Genomic DNA, 19,203 nt, shown 5'->3' with positions numbered 1-19,203 from the left:
GCAATTAGATTGTTGTAAATTTAATTGATCTCCAATTAACCTGTGCTTAATAGTCAGAACTCTCATGCAGAATCAGACACTAATAACTCGCGCGACGAGGCTTCGAAAGAGGGATCCGAGTTCAGGAGAAGCCATCAAAATGGCAAGCAAGACCGTCGTCAACAGCAGGGCAAGGGCGACGAGGCCGCGCCATCCGCGACCTCTCAAATAACGACCTCTGCCGAGGTCAAATTCAAAATCAGGCGTGTCCAAGAGTTCCGCTCTATGCCCGAAAAGGCTACTGCTTTTGCCTTTGCAGTTTTGCAAAATCTATTTGCTCATGCAGCAAAGCAATTAAGCACGGACCGATCGGGCGAACATCCATGGCTCAGGGATAAATCATCCAAGCCTTGGGGATAATCATCCACCACCTGTTGTCGGAAATATCAGATTTTCCATCTGAATTCGGGAGACATGTGCGGTGCCAGCCACGCTCGCGGACGAACCGTGAAATGATGTCTTTTCCTGCGCTTTGCGAGTTCGAGTTAAAAGCCCAGCAACTTTTCGTTTTAGCGCGGATCCCGCCCGGCCCGCTCGCTCGGCCATGCCCAAAGAAGTTTTTCTACAAGAAGCTCTGCGGCTCGATGTCGATCGCGACGCGAATGCCGCCTCGCGCAGCCGGCCCAGCCGCCAGCAAGGCCCGCAAAAATCCCTGCAGATCAGCGGAGCGCGGGGCTCGCACCAGCAGTCTGAAGCGATGGCGTCCGCGCACAACCGCGATCGGCGCTTCCGCAGGCCCAAGCAAACTAACATCCTTTTCGGATTGCAATCCCCCGGCAGGCGCCAACGTCCATAGCGGCGAGGTGGCCAAGCCATATGCAGCCCGGGCCAGCGCGCGCGCGAAAATCTCGGTCGAGGCGCTATCCTTGCCGGAAATGATCAAGGCCGCGAGCCTTCCGAATGGCGGCAAACCCGCGCGGTGCCGTTGCTCGGTTTCCTCAGAATAAAAGCGTTCGCTGTCGCCAGAGAGAATGGCGCGCATGACCGGATGCTCGGGCTGAAAGGTCTGCACCAAAGCCTGACCCGCTTTATCGAACCGGCCGGCGCGCCCCGTCACCTGTTGCAGCAGCTGAAATGTCCGCTCCGCCGCGCGTGGATCGCCTGAGGTCAGCCCGATGTCGGCATCGATCACGCCGACAAGCGAGAGAAGCGGGAAATTATGGCCTTTCGCCACCATTTGCGTGCCGATGACGATATCGCATTCGCCGCGCGAGACGGCCTCGAACTCGGCGCGCAGCCGCTCCGCTCCGCCGGGAAAATCGGAAGATAGAACCAGAACCCGAGCGCCTGGAAACGCTTCCCCGACCTCCTCAGCCAGTCTCTCGATGCCCGGGCCGCAGGCCACGAGCGAATCGACGGCTTCACAGTTCGGGCATAGGTCCGGCCGCCGTTCGATGTGGCCGCAGTGATGGCAGACCAGCGCTTTACGGAAGCGGTGTTCGACTAGCCAGGCGGTGCAGTTTGGACATTGGAAGCGATGGCCGCAACTCCGGCAGAGGGTCAGGGGGGCATAGCCGCGGCGGTTCAGGAATAGAAGCGCCTGCTCGCCGCGCTGGAGAGTCGCCGAGAGGACGGCGTTGAGGCGGGGCGAAATCCATTTTCCGCGCGGCGGCCCCTCGAGCCGCATATCGACGGCGGCGATCAGCGGCATGGCGCGTCCCTGGAACCGCCCGCTCAATTTGAGATGGAAATAGCGCCCCTGCTCGGCATTGACGCGCGTCTCGATCGAAGGCGTCGCCGAGGCGAGGATGACTGCGGCCTTCTCGATCTGACCGCGCACCACGGCCATGTCGCGGGCGTGGTACGAAACCCCGTCTTCCTGCTTATAGGCGCTGTCATGTTCCTCGTCGACGATCAGCGCGCCGAGGTTCTGAAACGGGAGAAAAAGCGCGGATCTTGCGCCAATGACGATTTTGGCCTCGCCAAGGGCCACCGCGCTCCAGATGCGGGCGCGTTTGCGGGCGCTGACGCCCGAATGCCATTCGGCGGGACGGGCGCCAAAACGCGCTTCGAAACGATCCAGAAACTGCGTAGTGAGCGCAATTTCCGGCATCAGAATCAGCGCTTGGCGTCCGCTTTCCAAAGCGGCGGCGATCGCCTCGAAATAGACTTCCGTCTTGCCCGAGCCGGTCACGCCTTCGAGCAGGGTCACGGAGAAGTCGCCCGCTTTGCCGCGATCGATCAGATCAAAGGCAGCCTTGGCTTGATCTGGCTCCAGATGCGGCTTGGCGAAATGCGGATCGCTAGGCGAGACGACAGGTTCAGGAGAAAGCGCGATTGTCTCCAGCGCGCCATCGTCGATCAGAGCGTCAATGACGCCAGCGGAACATCCTGCTGTTTTCGCCAGCTCCGATTTCACGAAAATTTGGCCGCCTTCCGCCGCCGCAATAACGCGGGCGCGGGCGGGCGTCATCCGCCGTGGCGGCAACCCAGCCAGCCGAACGCCGACGCGGACGGGCTCGGGAGATGCATGAAACGGCGCCCGAATCGCCATGCGCAGGACCATGCCCCTCGCGCTCATGTTCCATCGCGCCACCCAATCGATGAATTTGCGCAAAGACTCGTTCAGCGGCGGCAGATCGAGCCGAGATGCTATGCTTTTCAGATTGCTGGTTCGATTTCCCGGCGATTCGAGAACCGGCCGAACTTCCCAGACGACGCCGACAGTCACGCGCGCCCCAAGCGGGGCCTCGACGAAGTCTCCCGCGGTGAGATCCATCCCGCCAGGAACCGAATAGGAATAGGCGGTGTCCAGCGCGATCGGCATAAGCACGTCGGCAATGCGCGGCGGTCGCTCGCTTTCCTCGGCCGTTTTGCTCATGGTCATGTGGCGGCGCGCTATTTTTTTGAAGCGCGCCGCCTCTTCCTCGCCATTATATTGAGGCCTTCGACCAAGCCGGAGAAAGCCATAGCCGTGTAGATATAGCCTTTGGGGAAATGGAAGCCCAATCCTTCCGCAATCAAAGTCGCGCCGATGAGCAAAAGAAACCCGAGCGCGAGCATTACGATCGTAGGATTGCGATGGATGAACTTGGCGAGCGGATCGGCGGCGAGAAGCATTGCAAACACAGCGGCGAGCACGGAAACAATCATGATTGGAACATGTTCAGTCATGCCAACCGCGGTTACAATGCTGTCAACCGAGAACACGAGATCAAGCACCAATATTTGGCCAATGGTCAGGATGAAGCTGCCCTCTCGTTTTGGCTTTATCTCCGCCTCCTCTTCGGGATCGACCGAATCGTGAATTTCAGTCGTCGCCTTCCAGACGAGGAACAGGCCGCCGGCGATCAAAATCAGATCGCGCCAGGAGAAGCCGCGATCGAGAACATAGAAGATCGGCGCGGTGAGCTTGATGATGGAGCTGACTGTGGCGAGAAGCGCAATGCGCAGGACCAAGGACAAGCCGATCCCGATTCGCCGCGCCCTGGAGCGCTGATGCTCCGGCAATTTGGATGAGACAATCGCTATGAAGACGAGGTTGTCTATGCCCAGCACAACTTCCATGCCGACGAGAGCGGCGAGCGCCAGCCACGTCGAAGGTTCGGCGGCCAGCGCTAAAAGTTCGTCCATCGTCGGCTCTTCATTCTTTCAGAACGGGACGAAGCGATACAGGCCCACGGCTTCCAGTTTCACAGCGGTCCGAGCCTTCCCGGCAAGCTCGTCGCAGCGTCCGAGATGAGAGTTTCCAGCCAATTGGGACCCAGCGTCAAGCCGACCTAGGCAGTAGTGACGAATTACCTGAGCATGATAGCAATAGCGGCGAGCAATACGAAGCCTCGGTAGTTTGCGAGGAGCTTGTCGTATCGGGTTGCGACGCGCCGGAACTGCTTCAGTTTATTGAAGAAACGCTCGACGAGATTGCGCTCCTTGTAGAGCGCCTTGTCGTAGGGGAGCGGCGCGCGGCGATTGGATTTTGATGGGATCACCGGCTCAGCCTCACGCATAAGAACAGCCTTGCGCAAGTGATTGGCGTCATAACCTTTATCGGCGATGATCGCATCGGCCGCAAAGCCTTCGATCAGGGCGTGCGCTTTTGTGATGTCGTTGCGCTGCCCAGGTCCGAGAAGGAGCCGAACGGGGTTGCCGAGCGCGTCTGTCGCGGCGTGGATTTTGGTGCTCAAACCACCGCGAGAGCGGCCCAGGCCATGGGCATCCGCCCCCCTTTGGCGATCCTTGCGCCGGCCGCGTGCTGATGGGCGCGCACGATTGTTGAGTCGATCATCAGCCATTCGAGATCGGCCTCGGCGGTGAATGCCTCAAGAAATCCGTCCAAGGCGCCGCGCTCGATCCAGCGATAGTAGCGGCGTTTCACCGCCTGATGGTCGCCGAAGCGTTCGGGCAGATCGCGCCAGCGGCCGCCCGAGCGGGCCATCCATAACAGCGCGTCGACGAAGCGTCGATTGTCGCAGCGCGGCCCGCGCTGGCCGGCTCTTCCGCCTGGCACAAGATCACAAAGCCGCTCCCATTGATCGTCTCGCAGCGCATCGACATCCCGAATCATCAAGGCTGATCTCCAAAAATCAGCCTTGAATCATGGAAAGATCCTCGCGAGAATCCCTCAAACGCCGAATTCGTCACCACGGCCTAATGCTTCGCGGCGTTTTACACCTCAACCATGTCAGTATTTTTGGCCGCAAAGCGAATAAGCTGCGCCGGCGCGGATTGCTCCTTCCGGCACAGGCTCCGCGGCTCGCCAACGGCAACCGCCGTTTGTTAAGAGCGGATGTGACCGCAAAACAGCCGACGCAGGACGCCTTAGGTGTTCATCGCCTCGAAGAACATCGCATTGCCCTTCGGCGTCTCGCGCAACTTGCCGAGCAGGAATTCGATTCCGTCGATGGTTCCCATTGGGTTGAGAATGCGGCGCAGGACGTACATTTTCTTTAAAATGTCAGGCGGAACCAGCAGCTCCTCCTTGCGCGTACCCGAGCGAGTAATGTCGATAGCCGGGAAGGTCCGCTTATCGGCGACCTTGCGATCGAGAATAATTTCGGAATTGCCGGTGCCTTTGAATTCTTCGAAAATCACTTCGTCCATGCGCGAACCCGTATCGATCAGCGCGGTGGCGATAATGGTCAACGAGCCGCCTTCCTCGATATTACGCGCGGCGCCGAAGAATCGCTTCGGACGTTGCAGGGCGTTGGCGTCAACGCCGCCGGTCAGCACTTTGCCGGATGACGGCACGACAGTGTTATAGGCGCGGCCCAATCTGGTGATGGAATCCAACAGGATCACCACATCGCGGCCATGCTCGACCAGCCGCTTCGCCTTCTCGATGACCATTTCAGCCACCTGAACATGGCGAACCGCCGGTTCGTCGAAGGTCGAGGAGACGACTTCGCCATGCACCGAGCGCTGCATGTCGGTGACTTCTTCGGGCCGCTCATCAATCAGCAGCACGATCAGATAGCATTCCGGGTGGTTGGCGGTGACCGACTGGGCAATGTTCTGCAAAAGCACGGTCTTGCCGGTTCGCGGCGGCGCAACGATCAGGGCGCGTTGGCCTTTGCCGATCGGCGCGACGATATCGATGACGCGCGCGGAGAGGTCCTTCTTGGTCGGATCCTCGACCTCAAGCTTCAATCGCTCGTCAGGATAAAGGGGGGTCAGATTATCGAAGTGAACCTTGTGCCTGATCTTCTCGGGATCTTCGAAATTAATCGTGTTCACCTTGAGAAGGGCGAAATAACGTTCGCCTTCTTTGGGACTTCGGATCAGACCTTCAACCGTGTCGCCGGTGCGTAGCCCAAACCTGCGTATCTGCGATGGAGAGACGTAAATATCATCGGGGCCGGCGAGATAATTGGCTTCGGGCGATCGAAGGAAGCCGAAGCCATCCTGCAACACCTCGATCACGCCTTCGCCGACAATTTCGATCTCTCGGCTGGCGAGCTGTTTCAAAATCGCAAACATCAACTCCTGTTTGCGCATGATCGAAGCATTCTCGACTTCGTGTTCCTCCGCAAAGCCAAGCAATTCGGTCGGCGACTTGAGCTTCAAGTCTTGTAGTTTAATTTCCCGCATAGGGATGGAGTCCTTGGAAGGATAGCGCGACTTTTCACGCAAGAGCAGGACAGGCAATACATAGCCGAGTCCTGAAAGAGAAAAGAGAGGTGGGCGAACCCGAAAGGCAGGTGGGAAGCTCCCGACGCCACGGAGGAATTATGACCTTAAAGCCAATAACCCGCAGGGAGAAAGCTATGGGTAAATCAGTTTCGGTCTTTTGACAAGCAAGACTATTGCTGGGAACTTATGCTGCGCTTCAAAAAGGTTTGACCACAACCAATATGATGATTCCAATCAACAAAAGAGTCGGGATCTCATTAATGATGCGGAAAAAACGCGATTGATGCTGATTTGTTCCCGCAGCGAATTTTTTGCGGACAACGCTAAAATATCCGTGAAGCGCCGTCATTACAATAACCAACAGCAGCTTGCCGTGCAACCAGCCGGACTGAAACCAGTGATGCTCGATCGCGAGCGTCAGGCCGCTGATCCACACGACGATCAAAGCGGGCAGCATGATCAAGCGCATCAGCTTGCGCTCCATGACTTCAAACGTGCGCGCCAGCTCCGAACCCTGTGAGGCTCCCGCATGGTAGACGAAGAGACGCGGCAAATAGAGCATTCCCGCCATCCAGGCGATCACCGCCACGATATGGAGGGCCTTAATCCAGAGATAAGCATCATTCATGCGGGCGTCCTGTGCCGGATAAGCTCGATTAAAGCCTCGACATTTTCAAGTGGGGTCTGCGGCACGATACCATGGCCAAGATTGAAAATATGCGCGCGGCCTTGGAATGCATCGAGGATGCGCTTCACGGCCGTCTTAAGGGCGATTCCCCCCGCGACGAGGGCCAAGGGATCAAGATTACCCTGTAAAACGAGACTTTTGTCGAGCGTGCGCGCAGCCCAGGCCGGGTCCGTCGCGCTATCCAGCCCCAAAGCTTCAACCCCGGTCTGCGCCGCAAAATCGGCAAGCCGCGGACCAATGCCTTTTGGAAAGCCAATGATACGCACGTTTGCGTGTCTACGTCTGACGCCGGCCACAACCTCCTTGATGGGCGCAAGGCACCAACGCTCCCATTCTCCCGGAGGCAGAACCCCTGCCCAAGTGTCGAAAATCTGCACGGCTTCGACGCCTGCATCGATCTGTCGCCCAAGATAATCGATCGACGCTTGCACCAGCCTGTCGATCAGCCGTTGAAACAATTCTGGTTGCTGATAAGCGAAGAGCCGAGCCGGCGTCTGATCCGGCGTGCCGCGCCCGGCAATCATATAGCTCGCGACCGTCCATGGGGCGCCGCAGAATCCAATCAAAGCCGCCTCGTCCGGCAACTCGGCCTTGACCCTCACAATCGTCTCGAAGACAGGAGCTAGACGTTTGAGGTCAATTTCCTCATGCAGCTTGAGAAAAGCTTCGGTTGATTGAATGGGATCCAGTCGAGGTCCTTCATTGGCCTCAAACGTCACCTTCTGGCCAAGCGCATCAGGCACCACGAGAATGTCGCTGAAGAGGATCGCCGCATCGAAGCCGAAACGGCGAATCGGCTGTAATGTCGCTTCCGCCGCGACGGCGGGCGTATAGCAAAAATCTAAAAACGTGGGGATTTTGGCGCGCATCTCGCGATATTCGGGGAGATAACGCCCGGCCTGACGCATCAGCCAGACTGGGGGAGGGAACAGCGCCTCGCCGTCGAGCACGCGCAAAAACGGTTTTGTCTCAATGCTCGGACCGGTCAAGTCGCTATTTCCCTAAAGACTCTGAGAATCCCTATTAACTGTTTCTTATTCGTATTGGGATAGGAATTAGGCTGGCGCAAGGATTTCCACAATCAGATAACCAAAGCTGAGCTTATCCACTGTACCCACAGCTGCGTGTGGCGGGCTCAATCGTTAGAGATTTATTAACGATTAAGGCTTGTTAGGGTTTTCTTCGCAAAGCTGGCGTCACAGTTTGCGCGCCAATCGGCTGGATTCACAGGCATCGCTTTGTGACTATCCCGGCCCGAACGCCTGTTGAGGCATTTGACCTACAACCGGCAAGATTTCGGTTGCTTTTCGACCAACTTGGCCCTTATCCACTAATATCCTCAGCAATACCCACCTTCATCGAAATCGCGATGGGGCGGACGTGGGGAGGCTCTGTTGGCGCGGCATCATTTCAATTTACATCTGGTTTCCGACGCCACGGGCGAAACCCTGATTGCGGCCAGCCGCGCCGTAGCCGCGCAGTATCAGGGCGTCTGTTCGGTTGAGCACGTATATCCGATGGTTCGAAGCCCGGCTCTGCTAGATAAGGCGATCGCGGAGATTGAAGCCGCGCCAGGCATGGTTCTGTTCACGCTGGTGGATGTTGAGCTGGCGGGGCGTCTGCAGGCGGCCTGTGAAAAAATAGGCGCGCCCTGTCTCTCGGTTCTGCAGCCGATCATGAATATGTTCGGGTCATATATAGGAATGGCGGTGACGCCTCGGCCAGGCGCGCAACACATGCTGAATGCCGATTATTTCAGGCGCATCGACGCCCTGAATTTCACCATGATGCATGACGACGGCCAGTTAAGCGAGCATTACGAAGCCGCCGATGTCTTGTTGATGGGGGTCAGCCGGACCTCCAAAACGCCGACAAGCATTTATCTCGCGAATAGAGGGGTCAAAACCGCGAATATCCCGCTGGTGCCAAATACGCCTTTGCCGAAGTCAATCGAGACTTTGCGCAATCCGCTGATCGTTGGACTGCTCGCCTCGCCCGAGCGGATAATCCAGATCAGGACGCATCGGCTGCTATCCCTGAACGCGAGCCCCGATTCCCCCTATGTCGATCGATGCCTCGTTGCCGACGAGGTGGCTCAATCGCGCAAATTATTCGCGGCGCATGGCTGGCCAACGATCGACGTGACCCGCCGTTCGATTGAAGAGACGGCGGCGGAGATAATAGACCTTTATAAACTCCATAAGATGAAGTTCATTTCCGCATCATGACAGAGCTTTGGCGCGGCGAGGCGCCCCTAATTCTCGCCTCAAAAAGCAGTGCGCGGCGCAGTCTTCTCGCAGCGGCGCGGATTCCGTTCGAGAGCTGCGACTCCATGCTCGATGAGCGCGCCATCGAGAGCCCGCTGCATGCCAAAGGGGCACGCGGCTCGGCGATTGCGCTCCATCTTGCCCGCGCCAAAGCGCTGTCGGTGGCGGCGAGGCAACCCCGTCGACTGGTTTTGGGCGCCGACCAGACATTATCGATCGGCGGCCGCACCCTAACGAAGCCAGCCGATCGCGCGGCGGCGGCGGCGCAACTCCAAATGCTCTCCGGCGCGACGCATGAGCTTCATTCGGCTTTATGCGTCGCGCGGGACGGCGACATTCTTTTCGAGGCTGCTCCGAGCGCCGCGCTGACGGTGCGCCCGCTGTCTCCGGCGTTCATCGAGGCTTATCTCGATGAGGCGGGCGATGCTGTGCGCAGCAGCGTCGGCGCCTATCAGGTCGAGGGTCTCGGCATTCACCTTTTCGAATGGATCGAAGGCGACCATTCGACGATTCTAGGGCTCCCGCTGCTGCCTCTTCTGAATTTTTTGCGTGAGGAAGGCTATTTGCTCGCATGAGCTCAGAACTCGAAGTTAAACGCAAAGCCTGCGTTATCGGATGGCCGATAGCCCATTCGCGTTCGCCGATCATTCATAGTTTTTGGCTGAACCGGCTCGGGATCACCGGGTCCTATGAGGCGGTGGCGGTGGCGCCGCCCGACTTTCCAGGCTTTATGCTCGATCTCGTTGGCAAGGGATTCATCGGCGCCAACGTCACCCTGCCTCACAAGCAAAAGGCTTTCGAATTTTCTGCGCTAACGACGCCGGTGGCCTCGCGGCTAAAGGCGGTCAATACATTATGGCTGGAGAACGGCGCGCTCTGCGGCGACAACACCGATGTCGAAGGTTTTCTCGGGGCCTTGGATCAGGAAGCCGCTGGCTGGGATCGGCCGGGCGGGACGGCTATAGTCCTCGGCGCCGGAGGCGCAGCGCGGGGGATTGTCTACGGACTTTTGCTGCGCGGATTGAAAGTCATCCTCTCGAACCGGACGGTTGCGAGAGCGGAGGAGTTGGCTGCCGACGCCGACGGAAATGTCGAGGTGGCGGAGTGGGAGAAATTGCCGGCGGCGCTTGAAGAGGCGGATCTTCTGGTCAATACGACTTCGCTTGGCATGAAGGGTCAACCGCCTCTCGATATCGATGTTTCGCCTTTGCCGACGCATGCCGTCGTCAATGACATTGTTTATTTTCCGCTCGAGACGGCGCTCATTCGCCAAGCCAAAATGCGCAATCTTCGCACGGTTTCCGGCCTTGGCATGTTGATGCATCAGGCTGCCCCGGGGTTTGCGCGCTGGTTTGGGGCAAGCCCCAGCGTTACGCCGGAGCTGCGCCGCTTGGTCGAAGCCGATGTCCTGAAGAGCGTTTGATGTTCATCCTGGGGCTGACCGGGTCGATCGGCATGGGAAAATCGACGACGGCCGCGATGTTTCGTCAGGAGGGCGTCAAGGTCCATGATTCCGACGCCGCCGTCCATGCGCTCTATCGCGGCGAGGCGGTTCCCGCGATAGAGCGCGCTTTTCCGGGGACGACGCGCGGCGGCGCTGTCGACCGGGCAGCGCTAGGGGGCCGCATTCGCGATGATCCGGCGGCGCTGCGCCGGTTGGAGGCGATCATTCATCCGATGGTTCGCGAAAGTCGCGCGGCCTTCCTGCGCGACGCGGCGGAATCCGGCGAGAAAATCGTGGTTCTCGATGTGCCTCTGCTCTTTGAGACGGGCGCCGATAAGGAGGTTGACGCCGTGGTTCTCGCATCGGCGCCGGAATCTGTGCAAAAGCAGCGCGTCGCCCAACGTCCGGGAATGACGCCGGAGTGGCTTGCGATCATATTGTCGAGGCAAATGCCGGATGCGGAAAAACGTTTGCGTTCGCATTTCATCATCGACACCGGGCAGGGCTTCGCCGCCGCTCAACGGCAAGTGCAAGCGGTTTTACGCGCGGTTGCCGGCGAGACGGGGGCAAAGGCCTTTTGAGGAATTTTTGTGCGCGAGATTATTCTTGATACGGAGACGACGGGGCTCGATCCGAGCAACGGCCATCGGATCGTCGAGATCGGTTGCATCGAGCTTTTGAACGCGATCCCGACCGGGCAGGTTTTCCACGTCTATCTCGACCCCGAGCGCGATATGCCTGAAGAAGCCTTTCGGGTGCATGGGATTTCGTTGGAGTTTCTCGCCGGAAAACCGTTGTTTTCAGCGATCAGCGCGGAATTCGTCGATTTTGTAGGCGATGGAAAAATCGTCGCGCATAACGCCGAATTCGACATGCGCTTCCTCAATGCCGAACTCGGCCGAGTGAATATTCCGCTGATCGGTCCAGATCGGGTGATCGACACGCTGGCTTTGGCGCGCCGCAAATTCCCCGGCGCCTCCAATTCCCTTGACGCGCTTTGCGCGCGTTTTGGCATTGATGCGTCGCGGCGAACCAAGCACGGCGCATTGCTCGATGCGGAAATCCTCGCCGAAGTCTACGCGGAACTCTGCGGCGGCCGGCAGGCGACCCTCGTTTTCGCCGCCGGTCCCCGTGCGTCCGAGCTGGCGTCAGGGGCATTGCTTCGCCAGAGACCCGAGCCGCTGGAGCAGCGGCTCGACGCGGATGAACTGGCGGCGCATCACGCGTTCGTCAGCGGGCTCGGAGAAAAGGCCTTGTGGCTGGCTTATGCCGCATTGCAGGCAGCCCCGCCGAATAGTCCCTGCCTTCTCACGCGCTAAGACCTGCGGGTTTTGGGCCGCCATAGGCGAAATCCAGCAGCTCGATGGTATGCAGCACGGGAAGGTTCATGCCGCCGGCGATCTGGGTGATGCAGCCAATATTCCCCGTTGCAACAGCGTCCGGCGCGGTTTTCAGGATGTTGCCAATCTTTCGATCGCGGAGCCGCCTCGCCAATTCAGGCTGAAGAATATTATAGGTGCCAGCCGAGCCGCAGCACAAATGCCCCTCGGGCACGTCGCGCACCTTGAATCCCGCCTTGGTCAGAAGCGCTTTCGGCTGCGTGGTGATTTTTTGCCCGTGCTGCATCGAGCAGGCCGAGTGATAGGCGATAGTGAGGCCGGACGTATTTTTGGGTTCCGGCAAGGCCAAGGTCGCGAGAAATTCGGTGATGTCCTTGGCGAGCGCGGAGACTTTCGCAGCCTTCGCCGCATAGGCGGGATCGTTGCGCAGCAAAAATCCATAATCCTTGATCATGGTGCCGCAGCCGGACGCCGTGATGATAATGGCGTCGAGGCCGCTCTGCTCGATCTCGGCCGTCCAGACATCGACATTATGCCGCGCCTGAGCCAGGGCCTGATGTTCTTCGCCAAGGTGATGCACCAGTGCGCCGCAACAGCCTTCATTCTTCGGCAGCACGGTTTCAACGCCTATGCGGGTCAGCAATCGAATGGTTGCATCATTGATCCCGGGCCGCAGCGTTTTTTGCGCGCAGCCTCCTAGCAAAGCGACGCGAGCGATCTTCGTTATTTCCGGCTTGATGTCGCCTGACTTCGGGTAGGCCGAACGCCGCGGAAGAGTTAATGGCGCAAGGCGCAACATCGCGGCGAGCCGGTCGCCTGTCTGGCCAAAGCGGCCAAGGAGAGGCGTCAACGGCGCGGCCAAGGCAGCCGCGCGCACAGCCAACCGGAACCGCGCGGGATAAGGCATTATGAGCGCCAGCATGGCGCGAAGGGCCCGATCAGCCAGCGGCCTTCGATAAGTTTTCTCGATCCTAATCCGAGCTTCATCGACGAGATGCATGTAATTGACGCCGGATGGGCAAGTCGTCATGCAGGAGAGGCAGGAGAGGCAGCGGTCGATATGGGTGACCGTTTCGATATCGGCCGGCCGGTCCTTTTCGAGCATTTCCTTGATGAGATAAATGCGGCCGCGCGGGCTGTCGAGTTCGTCTCCGAGGAGCGCGAACGTCGGACAGGTGGCTGTGCAAAATCCGCAATGAACGCATTTACGCAAAATCGACTCTGACTCTGCGAGTGCGGGATCGGCAAGTTGGGCCAGAGAAAAATTCGTCTGCATGTCAATCCTCGGCCTGCATCCGCCCAGGCTCAAAAATCCCGAGTGGATCGAACTCTGCTTTCAATCGCCGGGACAAGGCCTTGAGCGCTGGCGGCTGCGGTTGGAAGATGTGCGTTATAGCGCGGATTTCATCTGGCGCGCGCACCAAGGTCGCATGGCCGCCGCCATGGACGGTGATGACGCCCCGGATGAGCTCGGCCCCTGCGTCGGGGCCGCAATCGGGGTCAAGAGCGATCCAGATAAGGCCGCCCGACCAGTCGAAAAAAGCCTCGCTTTGATATTTCGCGCCAATAGCGGCGGCGACCGAATGTCCAACTGTCGGCGCAACCGAGATTTTCCAGATTATTTTTTCGCGTGGATCGGCGAGCGGCGCGACATCGCGGATCGCTGTCCATAGACTGCGAGAGGCTGCGGCGTCCAGCCGCGTGGCGATGGCGAAGGATTTGAGCGTTTCCGCCAACCGCTCGAAGCGTTCATTGACGGACGGCGCGAAGCCCTCCAGCCGCAGTAGGGTGACCGAGTCCGAGAAACCGAGGGTCTGCGCGGAGAAAGGCGGCAAATGCGCCGCGCCCGAAACGTCAACCGGCGCGCCCATGGCTGAACAGAGAGCCTCAATCGCGGCTTTCGGCGGAAGTCCGGGGAGAGCCAATGTCGCAACGGTTTCCGCGCGGGGCAGCACCTTAAAGGTTAGTTCGGTTGCGACCGCCAGCGTTCCGAACGAGCCCGCAAGCCCGCGCGCAAGGTCATAGCCGGTGACGTTCTTGACTACCGTTCCGCCGCACTTGAACTGTTCGCCTCTGCCAGAGACGCCTTTGAGGCCGAGCACATGATCGCGCGCGGCCCCCGCCTTGATGCGGCGCGGACCGGACAAATTGGCCATCAGGCAGCCGCCGAGCGAGCCGGGGCCGGTCCCGTACAGCGCGCCAAACGACATGGGCTCAAAGGCCAATTCCTGTCCATTCGCGGACAACAGCGCCTCAATGGTCTCGATCGGCGTCGCGGCCAGCGCAGAGATCACAAGCTCTTCCGGCTCGTAAAGAGTGACGCCATTGAGTTTTGAAAGATCAAGGCGCCGCGAAGCGTTCCACGGGGCCCCGAGCGCCGATTTTGACCCAAGACCCGTGATGGACAGCGGCGCGCGGAGGCTTGCCGCCTCAGCGACGCTGGCCGCCGCCTCATTGGCGTCGGTCGGAACCGAAAGGCTCATCGAATGGAACATCCTACTTTGGCGAGTCTTCATTTGCTTGTTTCAACGCACGATCCGCCGCCAAAAGTCCATAGCTTTCGGCAGTCCGCGCTTTGGTCGGATTAGAGCTTGCGCAACTCCACTTCCTCGATCCGGTGGCTCGCGCCCTTGGTCAAGACGAGGCTCGCTCGAGCCCGCGTCGGCAAAATATTTTCATGCAGATTGCGCAGGTTGATTTTTGTCCAGATGTCGCGGGCGGTCGTCTCGGCTTCTTCATTGTTCAGGTCGGCGTATTTCTTGAAGTAGGATTGCGGATCGCGAAACGCTGTCTGCCGCAGCCGCATGAAGCGACCGACGAACCATCGTTCAAGATCACTGTCGTTAGCGTGCAAATAAACCGAAAAGTCGAAGAAATCCGACACGAAAGGAAGCGCACGGCCATCTTTGGGGGGATGATTGGGCAACAACAGATTGAGCCCTTCGACAATAAGGATGTCGGGGCGGTCGATGACGATGCTCTCGCCAGGGAGCACGTCGTAGCTCAAATGGGAATAGACCGGCGCGCGCACGGCGCGCTTGCCAGCCTTGACGTCGGACAAAAATCGCAACAGCGCGGTGCCATCGTAGCTTTCGGGAAAACCCTTTTTCGCCATCAAGCCTTCGCGTTCGAGCACGGCGTTCGGATGCAAGAATCCATCTGTGGTGACAAGATCGACTTTCGGCGTATTCGGCCAGCGCGACAGAAGAGCTTGCATCACGCGGGAAAGCGTCGACTTGCCGACCGAAACCGATCCGGCGATGCCAATGATATAGGGCGTCTTGCCGCCTTCGGCGCCGAGAAACCGCTGGGTCGCCTTATAGAGGCCCTGCGTCGCCGCGACATAAAGCGCCAGCAGGCGAGACAGCGGCAGATAGATCGCGACGACCTCCTCGAGCGAGATCGGATCATTGATCGATCTCAGCCTTGTAAGGTCCTCGAGCGTTAGCGTCAGCGGAGTATCGGCGCGCAACTCCGCCCATTCGGCTCGGCTGAAGCGATGATAGGGCGAGAGGACCACATCCGGGGGAGTGCGTTCGTCCATGGACGAACCCTCAGAGAACCGTGCCCTGAAAGCCGGGTCAGCCGAGCCGGCCGGTTCAGGAGAAATGAATTCAACCGGGACGATCATGGTCCGGCGCTCTCGCGGGAGGCTTTTTCTTGGTGGCCGGATTGCTTTGTGCGGCGCTCGAGTTCATCCAGCACGTCGCGCAAGGCGACGCCGCTCTGCTGAAGCACAACCAAGAGATGATAGAACACGTCGGCGCTCTCGCTGACGATCGCCTTGCGGTCGCCTTCGACTGCGGCGATGACGAGCTCGACAGCCTCCTCGCCCAGCTTTTTGGCCGCGCGCGCCGGGCCCGCGTCGAGAAGCGACTTTGTGTAGGAGGTTGCGGCGCTGGATTGCCCGCGTGCGGAAATAATCGCGGCTAGGTCATCCAAAGTGAACTGGGTCATCCAATTATCCCGGCATTGAATAGGCTAGCCTATTCCATCCAGCCGCATCCGCAATCCGGCCTTCGTCATATAATGCTTCGCCTCGGTGATTGTGAATTCGCCGAAATGAAAAATCGAGGCGGCGAGGACGGCGGTCGCGCCACCGTCGCGAATGCCTTCGACGAGGTGCTCCAGCGTACCGACGCCGCCCGAGGCGACGACCGGAACGCTCACGGCGTCGGTCACGGCGCGGGTCAAAGCGAGATCAAAACCTGTTTTGGCGCCGTCGCGATCCATCGACGTCAGCAGGATTTCTCCGGCACCTAGCGAGACCACTTCCCGCGCGTAAGCAACGGCGTCGAGGCCTGTCGGCTTACGGCCGCCATGGGTGAAAATTTCCCACCGGCCGGGGCCCGTCTGCTTGGCGTCGATCGCCACGACAATGCATTGACTGCCGAATTTTTCCGCGGCCTCGCGGACGAAATCGCGGTTCGAGACCGCCGCGGTCATGATCGAGGCCTTGTCGGCCCCGGCGAGGAGCAGAGCGCGAATATCTTCGAGACTGCGCACGCCGCCGCCGACGGTGAGCGGCATGAAACAGGCTTCGGCGGTGCGCCGCACGACATCAAGTAGAATTGGGCGATCTTCGTGACTGGCGGTGATGTCGAGAAAGCACAACTCATCGGCGCCGGCGGCGTCATAGGCGATGGCGCATTGCACCGGATCGCCGGCATCGCGCAGATCGACGAAATTGACGCCCTTGACGACGCGGCCGTCCTTGACGTCGAGGCAGGGGATGACGCGGGATTTAAGCACGGGCGCATCTCCGGATTTGGCGCTGCGCTCTCATGCCGGAGCCTTCGCCCGCGCGATCAAGGCTAACGCCTCCGCCGGATCGAGCCGCCCGTCGTAGAGCGCTCTCCCAGTGATCGCGCCGGCGAGCTTTATGCAATCAGGTTGCAGCAAGCGCTCCACATCCTTCAGCGAGGCGAGGCCGCCCGAGGCGATGACCGGGATGCTGAGCGCGTCGGCGAGCGCCAGGGTCGCCTCGATGTTGAGGCCTTGCAAAATGCCGTCGCGGGCGATGTCGGTATAGATGATCGCGGCGACGCCGGCGTCCTCGAATCGCTTACCGAGTTCTACCGCGCCGAGGCCGGAGGTTTTGGCCCAGCCTTCTACGGCGACGAAACCGTCCCTCGCGTCGATCCCAACCGCAATGCGCCCAGGATGAAGCCGCGCCGCGCTCCGGACGAGTTCAGGATCGCGAACCGCTGCGGTTCCGATGATGACCCGCGCGACGCCTTTGCCGAGCCAGGCCTCGATCGTCGCGATGTCGCGAATGCCGCCTCCGAGCTGGACCGGCATCTTCACCTTGGCCAGGATGGTCTCGACGGCCGCCGCGTTCATCGGCTTGCCGGCGAAGGCGCCATCGAGATCGACGACATGGAGATAGGCAAAGCCTTGGCTCTCGAACGCCTGCGCTTGCATCGCCGGATCGGCGCCGAACACCGTCGCTTTGGCCATGTCGCCCTGCTCGAGGCGCACGCAGCGGCCATCCTTTAGATCTATGGCGGGATAAAGGATCACGGCCGCCACCTCAGAAAATTGGCGATCAGCGCCAACCCGAGGGTCTGGCTCTTTTCGGGGTGGAATTGCGCGCCGACCATATTGTCGCGCCCGATCAATGCGCTCATCGCGCCGCCGTACTCGGTGGCGGCGATGACGTTTTCCTTGTGAACCGGCTTGAACGCGTAGGAATGTACGAAATAGGCATGTAATCCTTGAGGGCCGGTTGGGATGTCCTTGAGCACCGGGTGGGCCGCGTGCGCGTCTAGAGTGTTCCAGCCCATGTGCGGAATGCGCAAGTGCGGATTGTTGGACGTGATCGCGTCAACTTCGCCTTCGATCCAGTCAAGGCCCGGCGTGACTTCATGTTCAAGCCCGCGCGTCGCCATCAGCTGCATGCCGACGCAGATTCCCAAAAAGGGTCGCCCCTTGCCGCGCACCGCCTCGGTCATTGCCTCGATCATGCCGGGCCGTAGGTCAAGGCCCCGCCGACAGTCGCCGAAGGCGCCGACGCCCGGCAAGACAATATGATCAGCGCGCGCCACCTCGTCCGGATCGGGAGTGACGCTGATGGCGCAGGCGATCCCCGCCTCGCGCGCGGCGCGCTCGAACGCCTTGTGAGCGGAATGCAGATTGCCCGAACCATAATCGACGATGGCGATCTTCACCGGCGCGCCCCAGGCTCCGGGAAACTCCCGACAATCGCGCGGCCCGCGGTCGGAGGAACGGCCCCGACCTGCGGCGCCCGATTCAGCGCGGCGGCCTCGGGCGACTCGAAATGGCGATAGAAGGCGATTTCCGCCTGGTCGAGCGCTGGGCCGGCGACGATTTCAGTCAGATTATAGCCATCCTTCCAGAGCTTGGCCTCAAGCAGCCGGTTGGCCTCGAGGCCAAGCAGGATTTGCATTAACACAATAAGGATCAACACCGATCCCGCCGACAAAACTCCGCCTGCAAGCAAAAGCAAAAGAATGAGAAACGCGGCCAGCCAGATCGCAAAACCGGTCCAAAGCCCGTGCGTCAGCAGCCAGAGCGGCCCGAGCCAAAACGCGCCGCGAGTAAAGCCTTCTTTCACGAACGCGGCTTCGGCGACGCCTGACACGCCCTCGCCCGGCAGATGAACCGAATAGACGGTCATTTTAGGCTCCTCGAGCTCGTCTCAGCCGGCCAGCGACCCTTTGGTGGAGGGAATGGCGCCGTTCTGGCGCGGGTCGAGCTCCACCGCGAGGCGCAAAGCGCGGGCGAGACCCTTAAAACATGATTCAGATATATGGTGCGCGTTTTCGCCATAAAACGTCTCGACGTGAAGGGTGATCCCCGCGTTCATGGCGAAGGCCTGGAAAAATTCGCGCACCAGCTCCGTGTCGAAGTCGCCAATTTTGGCTCGGGGAAAGTTTGTTCGGAAAACCAGAAAAGGCCGCCCGGAAACATCGATGGCGACGCGCGTCAGCGTTTCGTCCATCGGCAAAAGCGCATCGGCATAGCGAGCTATGCCGGCCCGGTCGCCGAGCGCCTGGCGGATCGCCGCGCCCAGCGCAATGCCGGTATCCTCGACAGTATGATGCTGATCGATATGGAGATCGCCTTTGGCGCGAATGTCGATGTCGATCAGGGAATGGCGCGCGAGCTGCTCCAGCATATGATCGAAAAAGCCGATCCCAGTCGAAATTTTGGCGACGCCCCGCCCGTCGAGATCGGCGCGGACCTCGATCTCGGTTTCTTTGGTTTTGCGGGAAACGACGCCGGTGCGCATTTTTGGAGCTCGAAGGAAATAAGTCGCTGCTCTAGCAAGTCGAGCGGCTGTTGGCTAGCGTCGAATCCCCTCGGCGGCTTCGCGGCGCAATGGCCGCGCCG

Annotated in this window: 19 protein-coding genes and 1 pseudogene; 5 read left to right on the top strand and 15 right to left on the bottom strand. The window is 59.8% G+C overall.

The genetic code is table 11. The annotated features are described in order from the left end of the window. Positions 1-601: 601 nt before the first annotated feature. The 6 genes and pseudogenes from WDN46_02630 to hemE form a co-directional block, all read right to left on the bottom strand. Positions 602-2,860: a primosomal protein N' gene (locus WDN46_02630; protein ID MEJ0092347.1), complete on the bottom strand. Its 2,259-nt coding sequence runs from the start codon at positions 2,858-2,860 to the stop codon at positions 602-604. Positions 2,861-2,877: 17 nt separating this feature from the next. Beyond that, positions 2,878-3,612 (bottom strand): TerC family protein, encoded by a 735-nt coding sequence (locus tag WDN46_02625; protein MEJ0092346.1) that lies wholly within the window; start codon positions 3,610-3,612, stop codon positions 2,878-2,880. 164 nt (positions 3,613-3,776) lie between these two features. Beyond that, positions 3,777-4,543 (bottom strand): annotated as a pseudogene (locus WDN46_02620) (IS5 family transposase). A 254-nt stretch (positions 4,544-4,797) separates the two neighbouring features. Beyond that, entirely contained in the window at positions 4,798-6,066 is a 1,269-nt protein-coding gene (rho, locus tag WDN46_02615) for a transcription termination factor Rho (protein MEJ0092345.1), read from the bottom strand. A 238-nt stretch (positions 6,067-6,304) separates the two neighbouring features. Next, the gene (gene hemJ, locus WDN46_02610) at positions 6,305-6,736 is read right to left on the bottom strand and encodes a protoporphyrinogen oxidase HemJ (protein ID MEJ0092344.1); all 432 of its coding nucleotides are present in this window, start codon (positions 6,734-6,736) and stop codon (positions 6,305-6,307) included. Next, on the bottom strand, positions 6,733-7,785 hold the full coding sequence (gene hemE / locus WDN46_02605) for a uroporphyrinogen decarboxylase (protein MEJ0092343.1): 1,053 nt from the start codon (positions 7,783-7,785) through the stop codon (positions 6,733-6,735). Before hemE ends, hemJ begins: the two co-directional genes overlap by 4 nt. A 405-nt stretch (positions 7,786-8,190) precedes the next feature. Here hemE and WDN46_02600 point away from each other — a divergent pair, with 405 nt between their 5' ends. The 5 genes from WDN46_02600 to dnaQ are packed head-to-tail and all read left to right on the top strand — an operon-like array spanning position 8,191 to position 11,826. Then, a complete protein-coding gene (locus WDN46_02600; protein ID MEJ0092342.1) occupies positions 8,191-9,024 on the top strand; it encodes a pyruvate, water dikinase regulatory protein in 834 nt (277 codons plus the stop codon). Beyond that, positions 9,021-9,638 carry a Maf family protein gene (locus WDN46_02595; GenBank protein ID MEJ0092341.1) on the top strand — a complete coding sequence of 206 codons (618 nt, stop codon included), beginning with the start codon at positions 9,021-9,023 and terminating at the stop codon, positions 9,636-9,638. Before WDN46_02600 ends, WDN46_02595 begins: the two co-directional genes overlap by 4 nt. Next, positions 9,635-10,486 carry a shikimate dehydrogenase gene (locus tag WDN46_02590; protein ID MEJ0092340.1) on the top strand — a complete coding sequence of 284 codons (852 nt, stop codon included), beginning with the start codon at positions 9,635-9,637 and terminating at the stop codon, positions 10,484-10,486. The genes WDN46_02595 and WDN46_02590 overlap by 4 nt, the downstream gene beginning before the upstream one ends. Next, a complete protein-coding gene (coaE, locus tag WDN46_02585; GenBank protein MEJ0092339.1) occupies positions 10,486-11,088 on the top strand; it encodes a dephospho-CoA kinase in 603 nt (200 codons plus the stop codon). Before WDN46_02590 ends, coaE begins: the two co-directional genes overlap by 1 nt. Before the next feature lie 9 nt (positions 11,089-11,097). Then, entirely contained in the window at positions 11,098-11,826 is a 729-nt protein-coding gene (gene dnaQ / locus WDN46_02580; GenBank protein ID MEJ0092338.1) for a DNA polymerase III subunit epsilon, read from the top strand. Here the strand turns inward: dnaQ and glcF are convergent. The 9 genes from glcF to hisB form a co-directional block, all read right to left on the bottom strand. Continuing rightward, positions 11,816-13,123, bottom strand: coding sequence for a glycolate oxidase subunit GlcF (gene glcF / locus WDN46_02575; GenBank protein ID MEJ0092337.1), 1,308 nt, complete (start codon positions 13,121-13,123; stop codon positions 11,816-11,818). The genes dnaQ and glcF overlap by 11 nt on opposite strands. 1 nt (position 13,124) lies before the next feature. Beyond that, positions 13,125-14,330: an FAD-binding protein gene (locus WDN46_02570; protein MEJ0092336.1), complete on the bottom strand. Its 1,206-nt coding sequence runs from the start codon at positions 14,328-14,330 to the stop codon at positions 13,125-13,127. 101 nt (positions 14,331-14,431) lie between these two features. Further along, entirely contained in the window at positions 14,432-15,391 is a 960-nt protein-coding gene (gene coaA / locus WDN46_02565; GenBank protein MEJ0092335.1) for a type I pantothenate kinase, read from the bottom strand. A gap of 83 nt (positions 15,392-15,474) precedes the next feature. Beyond that, on the bottom strand, positions 15,475-15,804 hold the full coding sequence (locus tag WDN46_02560) for a phosphoribosyl-ATP diphosphatase (GenBank protein ID MEJ0092334.1): 330 nt from the start codon (positions 15,802-15,804) through the stop codon (positions 15,475-15,477). A gap of 24 nt (positions 15,805-15,828) precedes the next feature. Then, positions 15,829-16,599, bottom strand: coding sequence for an imidazole glycerol phosphate synthase subunit HisF (gene hisF / locus WDN46_02555; protein MEJ0092333.1), 771 nt, complete (start codon positions 16,597-16,599; stop codon positions 15,829-15,831). A gap of 30 nt (positions 16,600-16,629) precedes the next feature. After that, positions 16,630-17,370 (bottom strand): 1-(5-phosphoribosyl)-5-[(5-phosphoribosylamino)methylideneamino]imidazole-4-carboxamide isomerase, encoded by a 741-nt coding sequence (hisA, locus tag WDN46_02550; protein MEJ0092332.1) that lies wholly within the window; start codon positions 17,368-17,370, stop codon positions 16,630-16,632. Then, positions 17,367-18,017 carry an imidazole glycerol phosphate synthase subunit HisH gene (gene hisH / locus WDN46_02545; protein MEJ0092331.1) on the bottom strand — a complete coding sequence of 217 codons (651 nt, stop codon included), beginning with the start codon at positions 18,015-18,017 and terminating at the stop codon, positions 17,367-17,369. The genes hisA and hisH overlap by 4 nt, the downstream gene beginning before the upstream one ends. Beyond that, a complete protein-coding gene (locus tag WDN46_02540; GenBank protein ID MEJ0092330.1) occupies positions 18,014-18,487 on the bottom strand; it encodes a DUF2628 domain-containing protein in 474 nt (157 codons plus the stop codon). The genes hisH and WDN46_02540 overlap by 4 nt, the downstream gene beginning before the upstream one ends. Before the next feature lie 21 nt (positions 18,488-18,508). Then, entirely contained in the window at positions 18,509-19,102 is a 594-nt protein-coding gene (hisB, locus tag WDN46_02535; protein ID MEJ0092329.1) for an imidazoleglycerol-phosphate dehydratase HisB, read from the bottom strand. Positions 19,103-19,203: the final 101 nt, after the last annotated feature.

It is taken from the genome of Methylocella sp. (assembly GCA_037200525.1).
GTDB lineage: Bacteria > Pseudomonadota > Alphaproteobacteria > Rhizobiales > Beijerinckiaceae > Methylocapsa.
This window is presented reverse-complemented; position numbering and strand designations above follow the sequence as displayed.

What these genes read in the sequence shown, in the direction of transcription:
- WDN46_02630 (MEJ0092347.1), bottom strand. Translation starts at nt 2,860, where the DNA reads ATGAGCAAAACGGCCGAGGAAAGCGAGCGACCGCCGCGCATTGCCGAC.
- WDN46_02625 (MEJ0092346.1), bottom strand. Translation starts at nt 3,612, where the DNA reads ATGGACGAACTTTTAGCGCTGGCCGCCGAACCTTCGACGTGGCTGGCG.
- rho (MEJ0092345.1), bottom strand. Translation starts at nt 6,066, where the DNA reads ATGCGGGAAATTAAACTACAAGACTTGAAGCTCAAGTCGCCGACCGAA.
- hemJ (MEJ0092344.1), bottom strand. Translation starts at nt 6,736, where the DNA reads ATGAATGATGCTTATCTCTGGATTAAGGCCCTCCATATCGTGGCGGTG.
- WDN46_02595 (MEJ0092341.1), top strand. Translation starts at nt 9,021, where the DNA reads ATGACAGAGCTTTGGCGCGGCGAGGCGCCCCTAATTCTCGCCTCAAAA.
- WDN46_02590 (MEJ0092340.1), top strand. Translation starts at nt 9,635, where the DNA reads ATGAGCTCAGAACTCGAAGTTAAACGCAAAGCCTGCGTTATCGGATGG.
- coaE (MEJ0092339.1), top strand. Translation starts at nt 10,486, where the DNA reads ATGTTCATCCTGGGGCTGACCGGGTCGATCGGCATGGGAAAATCGACG.
- glcF (MEJ0092337.1), bottom strand. Translation starts at nt 13,123, where the DNA reads ATGCAGACGAATTTTTCTCTGGCCCAACTTGCCGATCCCGCACTCGCA.
- WDN46_02570 (MEJ0092336.1), bottom strand. Translation starts at nt 14,330, where the DNA reads ATGAGCCTTTCGGTTCCGACCGACGCCAATGAGGCGGCGGCCAGCGTC.
- coaA (MEJ0092335.1), bottom strand. Translation starts at nt 15,391, where the DNA reads ATGGACGAACGCACTCCCCCGGATGTGGTCCTCTCGCCCTATCATCGC.
- WDN46_02560 (MEJ0092334.1), bottom strand. Translation starts at nt 15,804, where the DNA reads ATGACCCAGTTCACTTTGGATGACCTAGCCGCGATTATTTCCGCACGC.
- WDN46_02540 (MEJ0092330.1), bottom strand. Translation starts at nt 18,487, where the DNA reads ATGACCGTCTATTCGGTTCATCTGCCGGGCGAGGGCGTGTCAGGCGTC.
- hisB (MEJ0092329.1), bottom strand. Translation starts at nt 19,102, where the DNA reads ATGCGCACCGGCGTCGTTTCCCGCAAAACCAAAGAAACCGAGATCGAG.